A 20,093-nucleotide genomic window follows, 5' to 3' on the forward strand; every position below is an offset into this window, starting at 1 on the left:
CGGCGGCGCCGGTGCGGGTTTCCGCACCGGCGCCGCCGTCGTGTGTGCCGGGCTTCAGTCGAGGAGCGGGACGAGTTGTCCGGCCTGTCTGGCGTGGGGCATGCGGGGGGTGGGTTCCTGGAGCCCGAAGGTGGTGAAGGCGGTGCGGGTGGGCAGGGGGTACTGCTCCTTGCCGGTGAGCGAGTTGAGGATGGTGGCGCTGCGCCAGGCGGTGAGGCCGAGGTCGGGGGCGCCGACGCCGTGGGTGTGCAGTTCGGCGTTCTGGACGTAGACGGAGCCGGTGACGGCGGGGTCGAGGAGGAGGCGGTAGTCCTCGCCGATGCGCGGGCGTTCGCTGCTGTCGCGGCGCATGTAGGGGTCGAGTCCGGCGAGGACGTGGTCGAGGGGGCGTTCGCGGTAGCCGGTGGCGAGGACGACGGCGTCGGTGGTGAGGCGGGAGCGGGCGCCCTGCTGGAGGTGTTCGAGGTGGAGTTCGACCTGTCCGGTGGCGATGCGGCCGGCGGTGCGGACGCGGACGCCGGGGGTGAGGACGGTGTCGGGCCAGCCGCCGTGCAGGGTGCGCCGGTACAGCTCGTCGTGGATGGCGGCGAGGGTGTCCGCGTCGATGCCTTTGTGCAGTTGCCACTGGGCGGTGGTGAGCCGGTCGCGGACGGGTTCGGCGAGGGCGTGGAAGTAGCGGGTGTAGTCGGGGGTGAAGTGTTCGAGGCCGAGTTTGGAGTACTCCATCGGTGCGAACGCTTCGGTGCGGCCGATCCAGTGCAGTTTCTCGTGGCCGGTGGGGCGGTGGCGCAGCAGGTCGAGGAAGACCTCGGCGCCGGACTGTCCGGAGCCGACGACGGTGATGTGGCCCTTGGTGAGGAGGGTGGCGCGGTGGTCGAGGTAGTCGGCGGCGTGGACGACGGGGACGCCGGGTGCTTCGACGAGTGGCCGCAGGGTGTCGGGGACGTGGGGGGTGGTGCCGATGCCGAGGACGATGTTGCGGGTGTGGGTGCGGCCGGGGGTGGGGTGGCCGCCGTGGGGGTCGAGGCGGGTGTGGTCGACTTCGAAGACGTCGTGTTCGGGGTTCCAGCGGACGGCGTCGACCTGGTGGTGGAAGCGGAGTCCGGGCAGGTGCTGGGAGACCCATCGGCAGTAGGCGTCGTATTCGGCGCGCTGGATGTGGAAGCGTTCGGCGAAGTAGAAGGGGAAGAGCCGTTCGTGGGTCCTGAGGTAGTTGGGGAAGCTCCAGGGGCTGGTGGGGTCGGCGAGGGTGACCAGGTCGGCGAGGAAGGGGACCTGGATGGTGGCGCCTTCGATGAGGAGGCCGGGGTGCCAGTCGAAGCGGGGGCGTCGTTCGTAGAAGACGGCGTCGAGTTCGGCGAGGGGGTGGGCGAGGGCGGCGAGGGAGAGGTTGCAGGGGCCGATGCCGATCCCGACGAGGTCGCGGGGGGCGCCGGGCTCCTGGTGTGGGGGGTGTGTCATGCGGGGCTGGTTCCTTCGGCGAGTTCGAGGAGTGCGGCCAGTTCGTGGGGCCGGGTGTGGGGGTTGAGGAAGGTGGCCTTGAGCCAGAGCCGTCCGTCGGGGCGGGCCCGGCCGAGGACGGCCCGGCCCTCGTGCAGCAGGCGGCGGCGTACGGCGGCGACGGTGGTGTCGGGGGCGCCGGCGGGCCGGAACAGGACGGTGCTGATGACGGGCCGGTCGTAGAGGTCGTGGCCGGGGTGCCGGTGGACCAGGTCGGCGAACTCGTGGGCGTGGGCGCAGACCTGGTCGACCAGGGTGCCGAGTCCGGTGCGGCCGAGGGTCCTCAGGGTGACGGCGATCTTGAGGATGTCGGGGCGGCGGGTGGTGCGCAGGGAGCGGCCGAGGAGGTCGGGGAGGCCTGCTTCGGTGTCGTCGTCGGCGTTGAGGTAGTCGGCGTGGTGGTGGAGTGCGGTGAGTTCGTGGGGTGCGGCCACGGCGAGGAGTCCGGCGGCGGCCGGTTGCCACCCGAGTTTGTGCAGGTCGAGGGTGACGGTGTGGGCGGCGTCGAGTCCGGCGAGTTTGTGGCGGTGCAGGTCGCTGAAGGCGAGGCCGGCGCCGTAGGCGGCGTCGATGTGCAGGCGGGCGCCGTGGGTGGCGCACAGGCGGGCGATCTCGGGCAGGGGGTCGATGAGTCCGGCGTCGGTGGTGCCGGCGGTGGCGGCGACGAGCAGGGGGCCGGGCTCGGTGGTGAGGGTGTGGTGCAGGGCGGCGGGGTCGAGGGTGCCGTGCGGGGTGGGGAGGACGACCGGGTCGGGCAGGCCGAGCAGCCAGGCGGCGCGGGGCAGGGAGTGGTGGGCGTTGGCGCCGCGGACCAGCCGGACGTCGCGGCCGTGGGTTTCGCGGGCGAGGAGGAGGGCGAGTTGGTTGGATTCGGTGCCGCCGGTGGTGACGAGGGCGTCGCGGAGGCCGATGAGCCGGGCGAGGGCGTGGGTGACCTCGGTTTCCAGGGCGGAGGCGGCGGGGGCCTGGTCCCAGGAGTCCAGTGAGGGGTTGAGGGCGCTGGCGGCGAGGTCGGCGGCGGTGGCGACGGCGAGCGGCGGGCAGTGCAGGTGGGCGGCGCAGAGCGGGTCGGCGGGGTCGGCGGCGCCTTCGGCGAGGGCGTGTACGAGGGTGCGCAGGGCGTCGGGGTCGGGGACGTCGGGGAGGACGCCGCCCTGGAGGGCTCGGGTGATGCGTGCGGTGACGGTCTCGGGGCCGCCGGCCGGGAGTGGTCCGCCGCGGGCCCGGCGGCCGGTGGCGAGGGCGTCGAGGACGGTGTCGAGGAGGGGGCGCAGGGCTGTGGGTCCGTGGGGTCCTGAGGCGAGGGGCGGGATGCTCATGGGCTGTCCTCCGGTGCACGGGACGGGCGGGCGGCCGTGGCGGGGGTCCACCCGTCCGGATGGCTCAACGATCGGGACCGGGATGTGGGTACTGCCGTACGGGGAAAACACGTTGGAGCGGTGGAGCGGTGCCCGCGCCGCGGCTACCGTCGTTCGGATGGTTGACGCGTGGATGATCGAGGTGCCCGGTGAGCGGGTGGTGGTGCGTGAGCCCGGTCCGCGGGACGAGGCGCCGCTGCTGACGCTGTTCGAGGAGTGCGAGGACTGGTTCGTGGCGGCGACGGGGCTGCCGTCGGGGCCGGGTGATGTGCAGAGCCTGTTCTACGCGCTGCCGGAGGGCGCGAGTCCGGAGGACAAGGTGCTGCTGGTGCTGGAGCGGGACGGGGTGGTCGCGGGTCTGGTGGACGCGGTGCGGGACCATCCGGAGCCGGGGGCGGTGGCGGTGGGGCTGTTCCTGCTGGCGCCCTGGGCGCGGGGCCGGGGGCTGGGCCGCGCGCTGGCGGAGTCGCTGCTGGCCCGGGCGGGTGGGGTGTCCCTGGTGACGGCGTCGGTGCCGGCCGGCTGGCGCTCGGGGGAGGGTTTCCTGAAGCGGCTCGGTTTCTCCCTGGGCGGGGAGGTTCCGGCGTGCGGCTCGGTGGGCAACCGGCGGGCGGGTCCGCGTGAAGGGGGCGTGCGGCGGGCGGAGTTGCGGGTGGGCAGCGGTTAGGTGCTCCCTCGTCCCGGGCGGCGCGGGGCCCCGCTCGCTCGGTGAGCGGGGGCCCGGCGCCGCCCGGGGTGCCGGGTGCTACTCGCCCCGGGCGCGCAGGGCGCGGGCCAGGTCGTCGAGTTCGTCGACGAGTTTGCGGCGCAGGGCGGCGACGGGTTCCGCCTCGCGCAGGCAGGCTTCGCCGAGGGCGAGGTGGTCGGCGTCGACCGCGTGGTACGGGAAGGCCCAGCGTCCGGCGGCGGCGGCGATGGCGGGGCCGCGGCGGGCGGCGAGGGCGACGGCGTCCTGGTAGAAGCGCGGTACGTAGGCGCGGACGAGGTCGGCCTGTTCGGGCTGCCAGAAGCCGCGCGCGGTGGCGGTGAAGAGGTAGTTGGAGAGGTCGTCGGTGGCGAACATCGCGTCCCAGGCGGCGCGTTTGGCCTCGGGGTCGGGGAGTGCGGCGCGGCAGGTCGCGGCGCCCTCCTGGCCGCTGGCGGACGGGTCGCGTGCCAGTTCGGCGGCGACGGCGGCCTCGTCGGTGGCGCCGAGGACGGCGAGCCGGCCGAGGATGCGCCAGCGCAGTTCGGGGTCGAGTTCGGGTCCGCCGGGGACGGTGCCGTCGGCGAGCCAGGCGGCGATGGTGTCGGGGTGGGCGGCGACGTCGATGAAGTGGCGTACGGCGATCAGGCGCAGGCCGGGGTTGTCGCCGTCCTCGGTGCGTCGCAGCAGGTCGCGGCAGAGGGAGCTGAGGGTGGCGAGGGCGGCGGGGCGCTGCTCGGGGCGCAGGTAGCGGTCGGTGATCTGCTGGGCGGCGAAGGCGAGGACGCCCTGGGCGAGGGCGAGGTCGGTTTCGAGCGGCAGGTGGGTGCGGGCCGTCTCGAGGTAGGCGGTGGGCGGGAGTTCTCCGTCGCGGACGGCGTCCCGCAGGGCGTTCCACACCACGGCGCGGGTGAGGGGGTCGGGCAGTCCGGACAGGCCGGTGCGGGCCGCTTCGAAGGACTCGGTGTCGAAGCGGATCTTGGCGTAGGTCAGGTCGCCGTCGTTGACGAGGATCAGCGCGGGGCGTTTGCCGATGGGCTGCGGTGCGGTCTGCGGGACGTCGAGGCCGAGGTGTTCGCGCGGGGTGAGGCGTCCCTCGTCGGTGAGGTCGTGGTCGTAGAGGCCGACGGTGATGCGGTGCGGGCGGCTGCCGGCGCGGTCGACGGTGAGGGCGCAGGTGCCGTCGGCGGCGGCGACGCGCGGGCTGAGGGTGTCGACTCCGGTGGTGCGCAGCCAGGCGTCGGCCCAGGCGTGCACGTCGCGGTCGGTGGCCGCGGCGAGGGAGTCGATGAAGTCGGCGAGGGTGGCGTTGGCGAACCGGTGCCGTTCGAAGTGGATGTTGATCCCGGCGAGGAAGTTCTTCTCGCCGAGCCAGGCGACGAGCTGGCGCAGTGCGGAGGCGCCCTTGGCATAGGAGATGCCGTCGAAGTTGAGCAGGGCGGCGGCGGTGTCGTCGACGGCTTCGGGGGCGACCGGGTGGGTGGAGGGGCGCTGGTCGGCGTCGTAGCCCCAGGCCTTGCGGGTGACGCCGAACTCGACCCACGGCTGGGTGAAGCGGGTGGCTTCGAGGGTGGTCTGGTAGCCCATGTACTCGGCGAAGGACTCGTTGAGCCAGATGTCGTCCCACCACTTGAGGGTGACGAGGTCGCCGAACCACATGTGGGCCATCTCGTGGGCGATGACCATCGCGCGGGTCTGCCGTTCGGTGTCGGTGACGGCGGAGCGGAAGACGTACTCGTCGCGGAAGGTGACGAGGCCGGGGTTCTCCATGGCGGCGGCGTTGAACTCGGGGACGAACGCCTGGTCGTAGGAGTCGAAGGGGTAGGGCTCCTCGAACTTCTCGTGGTAGCGGTCGAAGCAGGCGCGGGTGACGTCGAAGATCTCCTCGGCCTCCGCCTCGAGGTGGGGGGCGAGGGAGCGGCGGCAGTGGATGCCGAAGGGCAGTCCGCGGTGTTCGGTGCGCAGCGAGTGCCAGGGGCCGGCGGCGACGGCGACGAGGTAGGTGGAGATCGGCGGGGTGGGGGCGGCGTGCCAGCGGCCCTGGCCGAGGTGTTCGGTGACGCCGTTGGCGAGGACGCTCCAGCCGTCGGGGACGGTGACGGTGAGTTCGAAGACGGACTTGAGGTCGGGCTGGTCGAAGGCGGCGAAGACGCGCTGGACGTCGTCGAGGAACATCTGGGTGTAGACGTACGTCTCGCCGTCGGTGGGGTCGGTGAAGCGGTGCATGCCCTCGCCGGTGCGGGAGTAGCGCATGTCGGCGTCGACGCGCAGTTCGTGCTCGCCGGCGGTGAGGCCGCGCAGCGGCAGCCGGTTGCCGTCGAGGGTCGCCGGGTCGAGGGGCTGTCCGTCGAGGGTGACGGTGCGCAGGCGGGCGGGCTTCAGCTCGACGAACGTGTCCCCGGCGGACCGCGCGGTGAACGTGATCACGGTGCGGGAGTCGAAGGTCTCGTCCCCGTCGGTGAGATCGAGTTCGACCGTGTAGCGGTGGACGTCGAGGAGCTGTGCTCGGAGCTGCGCTTCGTCGCGCGTGATGACGGACATGGACGCCATGCTGCCTGATGGCCTGCACAGCGGACAGGGGCGGATCGGTACACGGCATATGTCCGGTGTCGCGCCCCGTGCCGCCGTGTCCGCGCTCCCTGCGCCGGCGGGCCGGTGCCGGTGTCAGCCGGTCGTGGCGGCGGGTCCGCCGACGGTGTCCTCGGCGATGGACTCGTGGTGCCGGATCACCTCGGCGATGATGAAGTTGAGGAATTTCTCGGCGAAGGCCGGGTCGAGCTTGGCGTTCTCGGCGAGACGGCGCAGCCGTTCGATCTGCCGGGCCTCGCGGGCCGGGTCGGCGGGCGGAAGCTGGTGCCGTGCCTTGAGCCGGCCGACCTGCTGGGTGCACTTGAAGCGCTCGGCGAGCATGTGGACGACGGCCGCGTCGATGTTGTCGATGCTGTCGCGCAGCCGCTCCAGCTCCTGGCGGACCGCGGGGTCGACGTCACCGGTACCGGTGTTGCTGATGGTCATGGCGGTCAACCCTAAGGGGGGCGGGGCCCCGCGATCACGAGGTGACCAGCATGCGATCAGTCCCCCGTGTGCCGGGCGGGTCGCGGGCGGGGCGGCGGGGCGGGTGCCCGCATACAGTGGAGGTGGGTTCCGGGCGTCTTTGGGGGTCGCACGTGGCGAACGGCGGACCGGTGGAGCACGGTCACCCGCATCTGGAGACGGTGCGGGCCGCCGTCACCGCGCTGTACAGGCGGCTGTCGTACGACACCGTGCGGACGTTCTCGGCCAGTGTGCCGCCGGCCGACGTGGCGTTCTGCGACACGGACGATCTGCATCTGGGCGCGCAGCGGGTGGCCCGTGAGATCGTGCGGCACTTCCGGCTGCCGGACGCGCGGCTGGTGGTGGGCTTCCGGGAGATGACGCACGCCGCCCATGTCGAACTGGCGGCGGGCCCGGAGTACTTCGTGGAGCTGAACGACCGGTTCCGTACCCATCGCCGGGACATCGGCGCGGCGCTCGCCCACGAGGTGACCCACGTCTATCTGCACCGCCTGGACCTGGCGTTCCCGACCACGGCGGAGAACGAGATCCTGACGGACACGGTGGCGGCGTATCTGGGCGCGGGCTGGCTGCTGCTGGACGCGTACCGGGAGGACGGGGTGTCCTCGCAGAAGCTGGGTTATCTCACCCCGGAGGAGTTCGGGTACGTCCTCGCCAAGCGGGCGCTGCTGTTCGGTGAGGATCCCGCGGTGTGGTTCACCAGTCCGCAGGCGTACGCGGCGTACGTCAAGGGCCGGGAGATGGCGTTGCGGGACGGGCGGCAGCCGCCGCTGACCGGGGCGGGCTGGGCGGGCCGGCGCCGCTACGCGCACGACCGCCGGCATCCGTCCGGGAGCCGGCCGGCCGCGGGGTACGCGTTCAGCGCCGGTCCCGGTCCGGACGGTGACCTGCGGGTGTCCTTCCCCTGTCCGACGTGTCTGCAGCGGATCCGGCTGCCGGTCAAGGGGCGGGTGCGGGCCCGGTGCGGGCTGTGCCGGACGGTGCTGGAGTGCGACACGTAGGGTGCCGCACCGGCCGGAGCCGGCCCTGGGGTCAGCCGGTGACGATGCCCTCGGCGCGTGCGGCGGCCAGCCACCGCGGGAACTCGCCGACGAGCCGGTCGTACAGTTCGGCGTCGGGGACCCGGCGCGGGTCCCGGCCGGCGTGGAAGAAGCCGGCGTTGTCCACGACGCGTCGGGCGGGCACGGCCAGGTCGTCGAGTCTGCGCAGGAAGTCGAACTGCCGGCTGTCCGGGTCGCCGAAGCCGACGAACTGCCAGAACAGCGGGAGTCTGGCGGCCTTGCAGAGGTAGCGTTCGGCGGCGGGCCTGCTGACGGGGCCGCCGTCGGTCTGGAAGACGACCAGGGCGGGGGCGGTGGCGCCGCTGTCGAGGTAGTGGTCGATGACGGCGTCCATGGCCAGGTGGTAGCTGGTCCTGCCCATGTGCCCGAGTCCGGCCGCGATCTGCTCGACCCGGCCCTCGTGGGCGTCGAGGGCGATGTCGGTGACGGCGTCGATGTCGGTGGAGAAGAAGACCACCGGCACCCGGCCGTCGTCGTCCAGGTGTGCGGACAGGCCCAGCACCCGTTCGGCGAGCGCCTGCACGCTGCCGTCCTGGAAGTACGGCCGCATCGAGCCCGAGTGGTCCACCACCAGGTAGACGGCGGCCCGGAGGTCGTCCAGGCCGTGTTTGCGCAGCGAGATCCCGGCCGCCCGGTACGGCTCGACCAGCGCGGGCGCGGTCTCCGCCATCTTGCGCAGGCTGATCGCGGCCATGATGTCCCCCCCCCCTCGGCTCCGGCAGGCGGCCGAGCCTACGCGATCACCGGCCCCTGCTGTCGCCCGTGTCACAGCCGTTCGCTATTTTGTTCGCCGCCGTCCCCACCGGCTCACCCTGTCCCCGTGAACCTCCGAGGAGCCGGCCGTGACCGCCGAGTCCGCCGTGACCACGTGCTTCCGCCATCCCAAGGTGGAGTCGCACGTCCGCTGCACCCGCTGCGACCGCTTCATCTGCCCGTCCTGCATGCGGGAGGCCGCCGTCGGCCACCAGTGCGTGGAGTGCGTGAAGGAGGGGGTGCGCTCGGTCCGGCAGGCGCGGACGGCGTTCGGCGGCCGGATCAGCGCGGTGCCGGTGGTGACGTACGTCCTGATCGGGCTCAACGTGCTCGCCTATCTCGCCGAGCTGGCCCGGCCCTCGGTGGAGAGCCGGTTCGACATGCTGGGCACGGCGCCTGCGGGCTACCTTCCCGAGGGTGTCGCGCACGGCGAGTGGTACCGGCTGCTGACCGGCGCGTTCCTGCATCTGACGCCCGCCGAGGGCGCGTTCGGCATCACGCACATCCTGTTCAACATGCTGGCGCTGTGGAACGTGGGCCGGGTGGTCGAGGCGCAGCTCGGCCGGGTCCGCTATCTCGCCCTGTACCTGCTGTCCGCGCTGGGCGGCTCGGTGCTGGTGCTGCTGCTGGCCCCGGAGACCCCCACGGTCGGCGCGTCCGGTGCCGTCTTCGGTCTGGGCGCCGCTTACTACGTCATGGGCCGCCGCCTCGGCTACGACCGGCGGGCGGTCAACCAGTACATGGCGGGGCTGCTGGTGTGGCTGGTGATCTCCGCCTGGATGACCTCCTGGCAGGGGCACCTCGGCGGCCTGCTGGCCGGCGGGGCGGTGACGCTGGCGTACGCCTACGCGCCCCGCGACGGGCGGCGCACCCTGGTGCAGGCGGGTGTGTGCGTGGCGCTGCTCGTACTGCTGGTCGTGCTGGCCGCGGTCAAGGCGTCGTCCCTGTCTTGAGACGCACCGGGATCCTGTTGCTCGCGGCCGTTCCGCTCGCCGTCACGGCCGTGGTCCACGTCCTCGGCCCCGGCCCGTCGGGTTCCGGGGACGCGGAGGGCACGCGGGCCTCGGCCCCGCAGCGGGCACGGCAGGACGCGGAGGCCCGGGCCGAGCCGGAGCGGGCCGGGGACGCCGAGGTCGTCGCCGACGCCCCGCCGGGCCTGGCGGCGCCCGCGAAGAAGGAGCCGGCGCAGCGGATCGTGGCGAGCGCGGAGAATGTCGACACCACCCGCGTCGACACGGCCCAGCGACGGTTCCTCCACGCGGGGAACCTGGAGCTGCGCACCCCGCTGACCTGGCAGGTGTACGGGGAGACGTACGAGGTGCCGTGACCGGCACGGCGTCCGGACGTGCGACGGCGCCCGCCCAGCGTCCGGTCGGGGACAGGTGGGCGGGCGCCGTCCGGTGTTCCGTACGCCTTTGTACGGGACGTTCGGTGACCCGTCAGACCGCCAGCGCGCGGTCCGTCGGGCGGATCGGGGCCGGCAGCTCGCTGGCGCCGGTCAGGAAGCGGTCCACGCCGCGGGCGGCCGAGCGGCCCTCCGCGATCGCCCAGACGATGAGGGACTGGCCGCGGCCGGCGTCACCGGCGACGAACACGCCCGGCACGTTGGTCTGGAAGGCGGCGTCGCGGGCGATGTTGCCCCGCTCGTCCAGCTCCAGGCCGAACTGCTCGACCAGGCCGTTCTCCCGGTCCGTGCCGGTGAAGCCCATCGCGAGGGTCACGAGCTGGGCCGGGATCTTGCGCTCGGTGCCCGGCTTGCTGGTCAGCTTGCCGTCGACGAACTCGACCTCGGCCAGGTGCAGCCACTGGACGTTGCCGTCCTCGTCGCCCTCGAAGTGGGTGGTGGAGGCGGAGTAGATCCGCTCGCCGCCCTCCTCGTGCGCCGAGGTGACCTTGTACAGGATCGGGAAGGTCGGCCAGGGCTGGCTGGTGGCGTGCCGCTCGTCGTTCGGGCGGGGCATGATCTCGAGCTGGGTGACGGAGGCCGCGCCCTGGCGGTGGGCGGTGCCCACGCAGTCGGCGCCGGTGTCGCCGCCGCCGATGACGACGACGTGCTTGCCCTCGGCCGAGATCGGCGTGGTGACGTAGTCGCCCTCCTGGACCTTGTTGGCCAGGGGCAGGTACTCCATCGCCTGGTGGACGCCCTTGAGCTCGCGGCCGGGGACCGGCAGGTCGCGGGAGGTGGTGGCGCCGGCGGCGATGACGACCGCGTCGTACCGCTTCTTCAGGTCGCGGGCGCTCAGGTCGCGGCCGATCTCCACGCCGGTGCGGAAGCGGGTGCCCTCCGCGCGCATCTGCTCGATGCGGCGGTTGATGTGCCGCTTCTCCATCTTGAACTCGGGGATGCCGTACCGCAGGAGGCCGCCGACGCGGTCCGCGCGCTCGTAGACGGCGACCGTGTGGCCGGCCCGGGTGAGCTGCTGGGCTGCGGCGAGGCCCGCCGGGCCCGAGCCGATGACCGCGACGGTCTTGCCGGACAGGCGCTCGGGCGCCTGCGGGGCGACGTCCCCGGTCTCCCACGCCTTGTCGATGATGGAGACCTCGACGTTCTTGATGGTGACCGGCGGCTGGTTGATCCCGAGCACGCACGCCGACTCGCAGGGGGCCGGGCAGAGGCGACCGGTGAACTCGGGGAAGTTGTTGGTCGCGTGCAGCCGGTCGGAGGCGGCCGCCCAGTCCTCGCGGTAGGCGAAGTCGTTCCACTCGGGGATCAGGTTCCCCAGCGGGCAGCCGTTGTGGCAGAACGGGATGCCGCAGTCCATGCACCGGCTGGCCTGCTTGCTGATGATCGGCAGCAGGGAGCCGGGGACGTAGACCTCGTTCCAGTCCTTGACGCGCTCACCGACAGGACGGGTCTTGGCGACCTCGCGGCCGTGGTTCAGGAAGCCCTTCGGGTCAGCCATTGGTCGCCGCCTCCATCATCTTCTCGGTGATCTCGGTCTCGGAGAGACCGGCTCGCTCGGCGGCGTCCTTGGCGGCGAGCACTGCCTTGTACGTACTGGGGATGATCTTGCTGAACCGCTGCACGGCCGCGTCCCAGTCGGCGAGCAGCTTCCCGGCGACCGTCGAGCCGGTCTCCTCGGCGTGGCGGCGCACCACGTCGTGCAGCCACTGCTTGTCCGTGTCGTCCAGCGCCTCGACCGCTCCGGCGTTGCCGGCGTTGACGTTGTCGTCGTCGAGGTCGATGACGTAGGCGATGCCGCCGGACATGCCCGCCGCGAAGTTGCGGCCGGTCGGGCCGAGGACGACCGCGTGTCCGCCGGTCATGTACTCGCAGCCGTGGTCGCCCACGCCCTCGGAGACGACCAGCGCGCCGGAGTTGCGGACGCAGAACCGCTCACCGGTGCGGCCGCGCAGGAACAGCTCGCCGCCGGTGGCGCCGTAGGCGATGGTGTTGCCCGCGATGGTCGAGTACTCGGCGAGGTGGTCGGCCGCGCGGTCCGGGCGGACGACGATCCGGCCGCCGGAGAGGCCCTTGCCGACGTAGTCGTTGGCGTCGCCCTCCAGGCGGAGCGTGACACCGCGCGGCAGGAACGCGCCGAAGGACTGGCCGGCGGAGCCGGTGAAGGTGATGTCGACGGTGTCCTCGGGCAGGCCAGCGCCGCCGAACTTCTTCGTCACCTCGTGGCCGAGCATGGTGCCGACCGTGCGGTTGATGTTGCGGATGGCGACCTGGGCGCGCACCGGCTGTGCCTCGGTGGCGTCCGAGGCGGCGAGCGCGTCGGCGGCGAGCTTGATCAGCTCGTTGTCCAGGGCCTTCTCCAGGCCGTGGTCCTGGTCGACGATCTGGTGGCGGACGGCGCCCTCGGGCAGTTCCGGCACGTGGAACAGCGGCTCCAGGTCCAGGCCCTGCGCCTTCCAGTGGTCGACGGCGCGGGTGACGTCGAGCGCCTCGGCGTGGCCGACGGCCTCCTCGATGGAGCGGAAGCCCAGCTCGGCGAGGATCTCGCGGACCTCCTCGGCGATGAACCGGAAGAAGTTCACCACGTACTCGGCCTTGCCGGCGAAGCGGTCGCGCAGCACCGGGTTCTGGGTGGCGATGCCGACCGGGCAGGTGTCCAGGTGGCAGACGCGCATCATGACGCAGCCGGAGACGACGAGCGGCGCGGTCGCGAAACCGAACTCCTCGGCGCCGAGCAGCGCGGCGATGACCACGTCGCGGCCGGTCTTGAGCTGGCCGTCGGTCTGCACGACGATGCGGTCGCGCAGGCCGTTGAGCAGCAGGGTCTGCTGGGTCTCGGCGAGGCCGAGTTCCCAGGGGCCGCCCGCGTGCTTCAGCGAGGTCAGCGGGGAGGCGCCGGTGCCGCCGTCGTGGCCGGAGATCAGCACCACGTCCGCGTGCGCCTTGGAGACACCCGCGGCGACCGTGCCGACGCCGACCTCGGAGACCAGCTTCACGTGGATCCGCGCCTGCGGATTCGCGTTCTTCAGGTCGTGGATCAGCTGGGCCAGGTCCTCGATGGAGTAGATGTCGTGGTGCGGCGGCGGGGAGATGAGGCCCACGCCCGGCGTCGAGTGACGCGTCTTGGCGACCCACGGGTAGACCTTGTGGCCGGGCAGCTGGCCGCCCTCGCCGGGCTTGGCGCCCTGCGCCATCTTGATCTGGATGTCGTCGGCATTGACCAGGTACTCGGAGGTCACGCCGAAGCGGCCGGAGGCGACCTGCTTGATCGCCGAGCGGCGCGCCGGGTCGTACAGGCGGTCCGGGTCCTCGCCGCCCTCACCCGTGTTGGACTTGCCGCCCAGCTGGTTCATGGCGATGGCGAGGGTCTCGTGCGCCTCCTTGGAGATGGAGCCGTACGACATGGCGCCGGTGGAGAAGCGCTTGACGATCTCGCTCACGGGCTCGACCTCGTCGACCGGGATCGGGGCCCGGCCGGAGTCGAAGCCGAACAGGCCACGCAGCGTCATCAGGCGCTCGGACTGCTCGTTCACACGGTCGGTGTACTTCTTGAAGATGTCGTAGCGGCCGCTGCGGGTGGAGTGCTGCAGCCGGAAGACCGTCTCCGGGTCGAACAGGTGCGGCTCGCCCTCGCGGCGCCACTGGTACTCGCCGCCGATCTCCAGCGCGCGGTGCGCGGGAGCGATGCCGGAGGCCGGGTAGGCCTTGGCGTGGCGGGCGGCGACCTCCTTGGCGATGACGTCGATGCCGACGCCGCCGATCTTGGTGGCGGTGCCGTTGAAGTACTTCTCGACGAAGGCGTCGTCGAGGCCGACGGCCTCGAAGACCTGGGCGCCGCGGTAGGAGGCGACGGTGGAGATGCCCATCTTGGACATGACCTTCAGGACGCCCTTGCCGAGGGCGTAGATCAGGTTGCGGATGGCCTGCTCGGCCTCGATGTCCGACAGGAAGGTGCCGGCGCGGACCAGGTCCTCGACGGACTCCATCGCCAGGTACGGGTTGACGGCGGCGGCGCCGTAGCCGATGAGCAGGGCGACGTGGTGGACCTCGCGGACGTCACCGGCCTCGACCAGCAGGCCCACGTGGGTGCGCTGCTTGGTGCGGATGAGGTGGTGGTGGACGGCCGCGGTGAGCAGCAGCGACGGGATCGGCGCGTGCTCGGCGTCGGAGTGGCGGTCCGACAGGACGATCAGCCGGGCGCCGTTCTCGATGGCGGCGTCGGCCTCGGCGCAGATCTCCTCGATGCGCGCGGCGAGGGAGTCGCCGCCGCCGGAGACCCGGTACAGGCCGGAGAGGGTCGCGGCCTTGAAGCCGGGCATGTCGCCGTCGGCGTTGATGTGGATGAGCTTGGCGAGCTCGTCGTTGTCGATGACCGGGAAGGGCAGCAGGACGGACCGGCAGGAGGCCGCGGTCGGGTCGAGCAGGTTGCCCTGCGGGCCCAGCGAGCTGCGCAGGGAGGTGACCAGCTCTTCGCGGATCGCGTCCAGCGGCGGGTTGGTGACCTGCGCGAACAGCTGGGTGAAGTAGTCGAAGAGCAGCCGTGGGCGCTCGGACAGGGCCGCGATGGGGCTGTCGGTGCCCATGGAGCCGATCGGCTCGGCGGCGCTGCGGGCCATCGGGGCGAGGATGACGCGCAGTTCCTCCTCGGTGTAGCCGAAGGTCTGCTGGCGGCGGGTGACCGAGGCGTGGGTGTGCACGATGTGCTCGCGCTCGGGCAGGTCGCTCAGCTCGATCTCGCCGGCCTCCAGCCAGTCGGCGTAGGGCTGCGCGGCGGCGAGGGACGCCTTGATCTCGTCGTCCTCGATGATGCGGTGCTCGGCGGTGTCCACGAGGAACATGCGGCCGGGCTGCAGGCGGCCCTTGCGGACGACCTTGGCCGGGTCGATGTCGAGGACGCCGACCTCGGAGCCGAGGACGACGAGGCCGTCGTCGGTGACCCAGTAGCGGCCGGGGCGCAGGCCGTTGCGGTCGAGCACGGCGCCGACCTGGGTGCCGTCGGTGAAGGTGACGCAGGCGGGGCCGTCCCAGGGCTCCATCATCGTGGAGTGGAACTGGTAGAAGGCGCGCCGGGCCGGGTCCATGGAGTCGTGGTTCTCCCACGCCTCCGGGATCATCATCAGCACGGAGTGCGGCAGCGAGCGGCCGCCGAGGTGCAGCAGCTCCAGCACCTCGTCGAAGGAGGCCGAGTCGGAGGCGTCGGGGGTGCACACCGGGAAGATGCGCTCGATGGCCTTGTCGTCGCCGCCGAACAGGTCGGAGAAGAGCTGGGACTCGCGGGCGCGCATCCAGTTGCGGTTGCCCTTGACGGTGTTGATCTCACCGTTGTGCGCGACGAAGCGGTAGGGGTGCGCGAGCGGCCACGACGGGAAGGTGTTGGTGGAGAACCGGGAGTGCACGAGCGCGATCGCGGAGGCGAAGCGGCGGTCGGACAGGTCCGGGAAGAAGGGCTCGAGCTGGCCGGTGGTCAGCATGCCCTTGTAGACGATGGTGCGGGCGGAGAGGGACGGGAAGTAGACACCGGCCTCCCGCTCGGCGCGCTTGCGCAGCACGAAGGCCGTGCGGTCGAGCGCGATGCCCTCGGCGGTGCCGGCGGCGACGAAGAGCTGGCGGAAGACCGGCATGGTGGACCGGGCGGTGGCGCCGAGCAGTTCGGGGGCGACGGGGACCTCGCGCCAGCCGAGGACGGTCAGGCCCTCGTCGGCCGCGATCGTCTCGATGCGTGAGACGACTTCCTCGGTGCCGTCCTCGGGCAGGAAGGCGATGCCGACCGCGTAGGAGCCGGCCGCGGGGAGGTCGAAACCGGCCACCTCACGGAAGAAGGCGTCGGGGACCTGGGAGAGGATGCCCGCGCCGTCGCCGGAGTCGGGCTCGGAGCCGGTGGCGCCGCGGTGCTCGAGGTTGCGCAGAACAGTCAGCGCCTGCTCGACCAGCGCATGGCTCGCCTCGCCGGTGAGAGTGGCCACGAAGCCGACGCCGCAGGCGTCGCGCTCGTTGCGGGGGTCGTACATACCCTGCGCAGCAGGGCGAGCATCCATGAAGGACCAGTTCTGGCCATTCGCGGAATGCTGGGACGGCTGGCGCGGCGTACGCATCGGCTCTCCCGTCGTCGTCATGTGGCATGTGCTGGTGCCGAGGGACGACGTTGGCCCTCTGCGGAGTGCGAAATTTCGTGCAGGTTACATGATGGGACGGTTCCCGGGAACCGGATACTCCGTTCCAACATGCGGACGTCGCAGGTTGCGACGAGGGTGCCGCGGGTTGCGGCGGGGTACCGCTCACGGGCGGCGGAAGTATGGGGGACCGGACGGGACGAGATCGGTCAGATCGGTGTCCATCGGCCCTGGGGGACGGAGCGAGTGTCTTCACTCGTCCCGCGAGTGCGCCGCAGGCGTCATTGCCCCCAGCGCTTACGGCTCATGCCCGGTGGTTAAGCGTTCGAAACCAGCGAGTAACGGCTACTTATACGTCCCATCGCATAAGTTCCAGTCGCGTCATCCTACGGCCGTTCCGAACAGGCTGCCCAGGGCGTACGTCACACCGGCGGCGGCGCCGCCCAGCGCGAGCTGCCGCAGGCCGCTGTACCACCAGCTGCGCGCGGTCACCCGGGCCACGACCGCGCCACAGGCGAACAGCCCGGCGAGCGCGAGGAGCACGGCGGGCCAGAGCGCGGTCGCGCCGAGCAGGTAGGGCAGGACCGGGAGCAGGGCGCCGAGCGCGAACGAGCCGAACGAGGAGACGGCGGCGACCAGCGGCGACGGCAGGTCGCCGGGGTCGATGCCCAGCTCCTCGCGGGCATGGATCTCCAGGGCCTGCTCGGGGTCCTTCGAGAGCTGCCGGGCGACCTCCCGGGCCAGTTCGGGCTCGACCCCGCGGGCGACGTAGAGCGCCGCCAGCTCGTCCTCCTCGTCCTGCGGGTGCTTGCGCAGCTCGCGCCGCTCGACGTCGAGCTCGGCCTCGACCAGCTCACGCTGGGAGGCGACGGAGGTGTACTCGCCGGCCGCCATGGAGAAGGCACCGGCGGCGAGGCCCGCGAGGCCGGTGATCACGATCGTCTGGTGGCCGACGGAGCCGCCCGCGACGCCGGTCAGCAGGGCCAGGTTGGAGACGAGGCCGTCCATCGCGCCGAAGACGGCGGGGCGCAGCCAGCCGCCGTTGACGTCGCGGTGCGTGTGGTTGTCACGGTGCGCCTCGTGCAGCGCCGCCTCGGTCTCGATGATGGCCATCGCGGGGTCCCCCAGGAAGCTTAGCCAAAGCTAACTTTGGATGAGTTCTACTTTTCGACAGCACCGAACGTACGCCGGTAATTTCCCGGGCGCCAGCAAGGAAAGGCTGTGCTTACCTGCGCTTTCTCCGGAAAACGCTCATCGGTGATCAAGAGCGCTCAGATGCCGAGCGGGTGACAGGGGGGCGTCCCAGGCTCGTGCGCGGCGTCACCGTGGGAGACATCCGCAAAGGGCGTCCGCGAAGGGGCCGTGTCCCCGCGGACGGCCCGTGGCCCTGCGGAAGGAGAGGCCGCCCATGGCGCCGATCGCCTGCACACCCCCGTCCCCGGCGCCCGGGGACGCCCCGGGACCGCTCGAACGGGCCCGCGGCGCGCTGCTCGGCCTGGCCGTCGGCGACGCGCTCGGGGCGCCGGCGGAGAACATGAAGCCCTCCGAGATCCGCGCCCGCTGGGGCCGGATCACCGGATACGTGAGCGAGCGGCCGTGCGGCACGGACGACACGGAGTACGCCATCTTTTCGGGCCTGCTGCTGGCCCGGCACGGCTCGGCGCTCACCCCCGCCCACGTGGAGAGCGCCTGGCACCAGTGGATCGCCGACCGGGCCGAGGGCCCGTTCCGGGGCGCGGGCTTCAGTGAGCGCGGCACGCTGGAGAACCTCCGCCGCGGCCTGGCCGCACCCATCTCCGCCCAGCACCGGCACGCCTGGAGCGACGGCCTCGCGATGCGCGCGGCGCCCTTCGGCGTCTTCGCCGCCGGGCGTCCCGGCGAGGCGGCCCGGCTGACCGCGATCGACGGCTCCGTCAGCCATGACGGCGAGGGCATCTACGGCGGCCAGGCGGTCGCCGCGGGCGTGGCGGCCGCGATGGCGGGGGCCACGCCCGCGGTGGTGATCGCCTCGGCTCTGGCCGTCGTCCCCGAGGACTCCTGGACCGCGCGCTCCCTGCGCCGCGCGGTGACCGTGGCCCACCGCGGCGAACGGGCGGTGCGCTCGGCGGTGGTCATCGGCGGCTACCCCTGGACCGACCTGGCACCCGAGGCCGTCGCCCTCGCCTTCGGCGCGTACGCGGCGGCCGACGGCGACTTCCGCGCCGCGGTCCTCACGGCCGTCAACATGGGCCGCGACGCGGACACGACGGCGGCGGTGGCGGGCGCCCTGGCGGGCGCCACCCAGGGCATCTCCGCGATCCCGGCCGACTGGGCCGCCGCCATCGGCCCGGCCCGCGGCCGCTGCCTGCCCTCCATGGCGGGCCACCACGTCCTGGACGTGGCCGAACTGCTGGTCCCGGAGGAGGGCGGGAAGTGGGGAGCCGGACTGGTCCTGCCGGGCTCCCTGCCGATGGGGGTGCGGGAGCTGTTGCGGGTGCCCGCGGCGCAGGGCGCCGGGGAGACCACGGCGGCCCTCCCGGCGGGCGCGACGCGGCCGGCGGGGACGGGCGCGCCGGCCGCGCGAGTGGCCGCGCCGCGCGAGACCGCCGGCCCCGCCGCGACGGTCCTCCGGGAGGGCGCGGGCACGGGGCCGGCTGCGCCGGAAGAAGCCCCGGCACAGGCCGCCGAGAGCGGCGCGGCGGTCGTGCCGGCCACCGCGTCACAGGGGGCGGCGGCCGGCGACACCGCACCGGCGGCCGCACCGGCGGCCTCGGCGGAGGCCTCGGCGGAGGCCGCGGGCAGCGACGCGACAGCCGCCGGAACCACCGCTGCGCGGAAGGCGGCGACCGGGGACACCACGACGGCGGCCGAACACGCGGTCGCGGCTCGGGGCGCTCGGGAGGTGGTCGTGGCCGCGGCGGCGGGAGCCCCTTCCGCCGGGTCGGCCCCCGCCCGCCGGGCCGGCGAGTCGCCCCCGGCGCTCCCTGCCGGAGCGGGGGACCGGAGGGACCGGGAGCGAAGTCCGCTGGTGGGGGCCGGGAACTCCGGGCAGCAGGACGGCGAGGGACGGGCATGACCGGGCGCCGGATCGAGGGGCTCCTGCTGGGGCTCGCCGCCGGGGACGCCGCCGGCTGGCCGGCCGCGCGGCACCGGGCGGCCCGTATGCCCGAGTGGACCCGCCGCCTCACCCGCGAGCTGGACACCTTCGCCGAGCAGAACGCCACCACCACCCTGCCCGTGCCGATCGCCCTCAACCAGCCCCCGGAGCCCCTGTGCCTCGGCCCCTCCGACGACGCCGAGTGGGCGGCGTTCGCCGCCGAGGCGGTGCTGCGGGCCGGTGACGACGACGTGCTCGGCGATCTCAGCCGGGAGCGCCGGATGCGCGCCGCGATCGACCTCACCTGGACCGCCGTCGCCGCAGAGGTCGCCGCGGCGGCGGAACGCGCCCCCGAGATTGAGTCCGCCGTGCTCCCGCTGCGCGCCCGCATCTCCGTCCGCGCCGGCCTCGGCAACCTCGCCGCCGGGCTGCGTCCGCCCGCCACCGGCCACGACAACCCGCACTACTTCGACGACGCGGCCTGCGTGCGCGCCTGCGTGCTCGCCGTGGCCCACCCCGGCGACCCCGAACGCGCGGCCGGCCTGGCGGAGTTCGACGCCCGCTACACCCAGGACGGCGACGGCGTGCACGGGGCCCGCGCGATGGCGGCGGCCCTGGCGCTCGCCCTCGCCGGAGCGGACACGGACGCCTGTGTCGCGGCCGCGCTCGCCGAACTCCCCGAGGCAACGGAGATCGGCCGCAACGCCCGGCACGCCCTCGCGCTGGCCCGGGACGGCGACGGCGCCTTCGCCCTGGTCCCGCTCCTGGAGCACCAGATCGTCGACCACGTCTACAGCTACGGCATCGCCGCTGCCGAGACCGTCCCCGTCGCGCTCGCCCTCGCCACCGCCGCCCGCGGCCGGGTCGCCGAGGCCGTCCCCGCCGCCGCCTGCCTGTCCCGGGTCGCCGACTCCGCCCCCGCCCTCGCGGGTGCGCTGACCGGGGCCCTGGAGGGCGGCGCCGCCGTCCCGGCCGCCTGGCGGGAGGCCTGCCGCACCCTGTCCGGCTGCGCCCTGCCCCGCCTCACCGGCACCGACCTGGTGGAACTCGCCGGGCTTCTGGAAGCCGCGCACCGAGCCCAACCGGGGGGATGA

General features: G+C 73.1%; 12 protein-coding genes and 2 pseudogenes. 6 read left to right on the forward strand and 8 right to left on the reverse strand.

Annotation, left to right across the window (positions count from 1 at the left end):
* Nucleotides 1–54 precede the first annotated feature (54 nt).
* Nucleotides 55–1,461, reverse strand: a complete 1,407-nt coding sequence (locus tag ACWCPN_RS18430; protein ID WP_451207176.1) for a lysine N(6)-hydroxylase/L-ornithine N(5)-oxygenase family protein — start codon at nt 1,459–1,461, stop codon at nt 55–57.
* Complete coding sequence (locus ACWCPN_RS18435; protein WP_451207179.1) at nt 1,458–2,819, reverse strand: pyridoxal phosphate-dependent decarboxylase family protein; 1,362 nt, start codon at nt 2,817–2,819, stop codon at nt 1,458–1,460. The genes ACWCPN_RS18430 and ACWCPN_RS18435 overlap by 4 nt, the downstream gene beginning before the upstream one ends.
* Nucleotides 2,820–2,976: 157 nt before the next feature.
* Between ACWCPN_RS18435 and ACWCPN_RS18440 the strand changes: the two genes are divergently transcribed.
* Nucleotides 2,977–3,525, forward strand: coding sequence for a GNAT family N-acetyltransferase (locus ACWCPN_RS18440; protein WP_365126530.1), 549 nt, complete (start codon nt 2,977–2,979; stop codon nt 3,523–3,525).
* A gap of 78 nt (nt 3,526–3,603) precedes the next feature.
* On the opposite strand, the gene pepN is transcribed toward ACWCPN_RS18440, so the two are convergent.
* Both pepN and ACWCPN_RS18450 read right to left on the reverse strand, forming a co-directional pair.
* The gene (gene pepN, locus ACWCPN_RS18445) at nt 3,604–6,084 is read right to left on the reverse strand and encodes an aminopeptidase N (RefSeq protein ID WP_451207182.1); all 2,481 of its coding nucleotides are present in this window, start codon (nt 6,082–6,084) and stop codon (nt 3,604–3,606) included.
* A gap of 123 nt (nt 6,085–6,207) precedes the next feature.
* Nucleotides 6,208–6,558, reverse strand: coding sequence for a chorismate mutase (locus ACWCPN_RS18450; RefSeq protein WP_451207185.1), 351 nt, complete (start codon nt 6,556–6,558; stop codon nt 6,208–6,210).
* Nucleotides 6,559–6,710: 152 nt separating this feature from the next.
* On the opposite strand from ACWCPN_RS18450, the gene ACWCPN_RS18455 reads away from it, so the two are divergent.
* Nucleotides 6,711–7,598 carry a hypothetical protein gene (locus ACWCPN_RS18455; RefSeq protein ID WP_451207188.1) on the forward strand — a complete coding sequence of 296 codons (888 nt, stop codon included), beginning with the start codon at nt 6,711–6,713 and terminating at the stop codon, nt 7,596–7,598.
* 31 nt (nt 7,599–7,629) lie between these two features.
* Here ACWCPN_RS18455 and ACWCPN_RS18460 read toward each other — a convergent pair whose 3' ends face one another.
* Nucleotides 7,630–8,352 (reverse strand): vWA domain-containing protein, encoded by a 723-nt coding sequence (locus ACWCPN_RS18460; protein WP_451207190.1) that lies wholly within the window; start codon nt 8,350–8,352, stop codon nt 7,630–7,632.
* Between the two features lie 148 nt (nt 8,353–8,500).
* On the opposite strand from ACWCPN_RS18460, the gene ACWCPN_RS18465 reads away from it, so the two are divergent.
* Nucleotides 8,501–9,364 (forward strand): rhomboid family intramembrane serine protease, encoded by an 864-nt coding sequence (locus ACWCPN_RS18465; RefSeq protein ID WP_451207193.1) that lies wholly within the window; start codon nt 8,501–8,503, stop codon nt 9,362–9,364.
* 263 nt (nt 9,365–9,627) lie between these two features.
* Nucleotides 9,628–9,738: pseudogene (locus ACWCPN_RS18470) on the forward strand (chitosanase); the annotation flags it as partial.
* A gap of 112 nt (nt 9,739–9,850) precedes the next feature.
* On the opposite strand, the gene ACWCPN_RS18475 reads toward ACWCPN_RS18470, so the two are convergent.
* The 3 genes from ACWCPN_RS18475 to ACWCPN_RS18485 all read right to left on the reverse strand — a co-directional run bounded on the left by ACWCPN_RS18475 (nt 9,851) and on the right by ACWCPN_RS18485 (nt 17,036).
* Nucleotides 9,851–11,314, reverse strand: a complete 1,464-nt coding sequence (locus tag ACWCPN_RS18475) for a glutamate synthase subunit beta (RefSeq protein WP_365126542.1) — start codon at nt 11,312–11,314, stop codon at nt 9,851–9,853.
* The gene (gene gltB / locus ACWCPN_RS18480; RefSeq protein ID WP_451207196.1) at nt 11,307–15,821 is read right to left on the reverse strand and encodes a glutamate synthase large subunit; all 4,515 of its coding nucleotides are present in this window, start codon (nt 15,819–15,821) and stop codon (nt 11,307–11,309) included. Before gltB ends, ACWCPN_RS18475 begins: the two co-directional genes overlap by 8 nt.
* Nucleotides 15,822–16,304: 483 nt before the next feature.
* Nucleotides 16,305–17,036 (reverse strand): VIT1/CCC1 transporter family protein, encoded by a 732-nt coding sequence (locus tag ACWCPN_RS18485; protein WP_365126545.1) that lies wholly within the window; start codon nt 17,034–17,036, stop codon nt 16,305–16,307.
* 295 nt (nt 17,037–17,331) lie between these two features.
* On the opposite strand from ACWCPN_RS18485, the pseudogene ACWCPN_RS18490 reads away from it, so the two are divergent.
* Nucleotides 17,332–18,327, forward strand: a pseudogene (locus ACWCPN_RS18490) (ADP-ribosylglycohydrolase family protein); the annotation flags it as partial.
* Between the two features lie 647 nt (nt 18,328–18,974).
* Complete coding sequence (locus ACWCPN_RS18495; RefSeq protein WP_451207199.1) at nt 18,975–20,093, forward strand: ADP-ribosylglycohydrolase family protein; 1,119 nt, start codon at nt 18,975–18,977, stop codon at nt 20,091–20,093.

The sequence above is a fragment of the Streptomyces sp. NPDC002386 genome (genome assembly GCF_053593175.1).

Coding starts and splice junctions, on each gene's coding strand:
- ACWCPN_RS18460 (WP_451207190.1), bottom strand. CDS start 8,352: ATGGCCGCGATCAGCCTGCGCAAGATGGCGGAGACCGCGCCCGCGCTG.
- ACWCPN_RS18485 (WP_365126545.1), bottom strand. CDS start 17,036: ATGGCCATCATCGAGACCGAGGCGGCGCTGCACGAGGCGCACCGTGAC.
- ACWCPN_RS18450 (WP_451207185.1), bottom strand. CDS start 6,558: ATGACCATCAGCAACACCGGTACCGGTGACGTCGACCCCGCGGTCCGC.
- ACWCPN_RS18430 (WP_451207176.1), bottom strand. CDS start 1,461: ATGACACACCCCCCACACCAGGAGCCCGGCGCCCCCCGCGACCTCGTC.
- pepN (WP_451207182.1), bottom strand. CDS start 6,084: ATGTCCGTCATCACGCGCGACGAAGCGCAGCTCCGAGCACAGCTCCTC.
- ACWCPN_RS18440 (WP_365126530.1), top strand. CDS start 2,977: ATGGTTGACGCGTGGATGATCGAGGTGCCCGGTGAGCGGGTGGTGGTG.
- gltB (WP_451207196.1), bottom strand. CDS start 15,821: ATGTACGACCCCCGCAACGAGCGCGACGCCTGCGGCGTCGGCTTCGTG.
- ACWCPN_RS18475 (WP_365126542.1), bottom strand. CDS start 11,314: ATGGCTGACCCGAAGGGCTTCCTGAACCACGGCCGCGAGGTCGCCAAG.
- ACWCPN_RS18495 (WP_451207199.1), top strand. CDS start 18,975: ATGACCGGGCGCCGGATCGAGGGGCTCCTGCTGGGGCTCGCCGCCGGG.
- ACWCPN_RS18435 (WP_451207179.1), bottom strand. CDS start 2,819: ATGAGCATCCCGCCCCTCGCCTCAGGACCCCACGGACCCACAGCCCTG.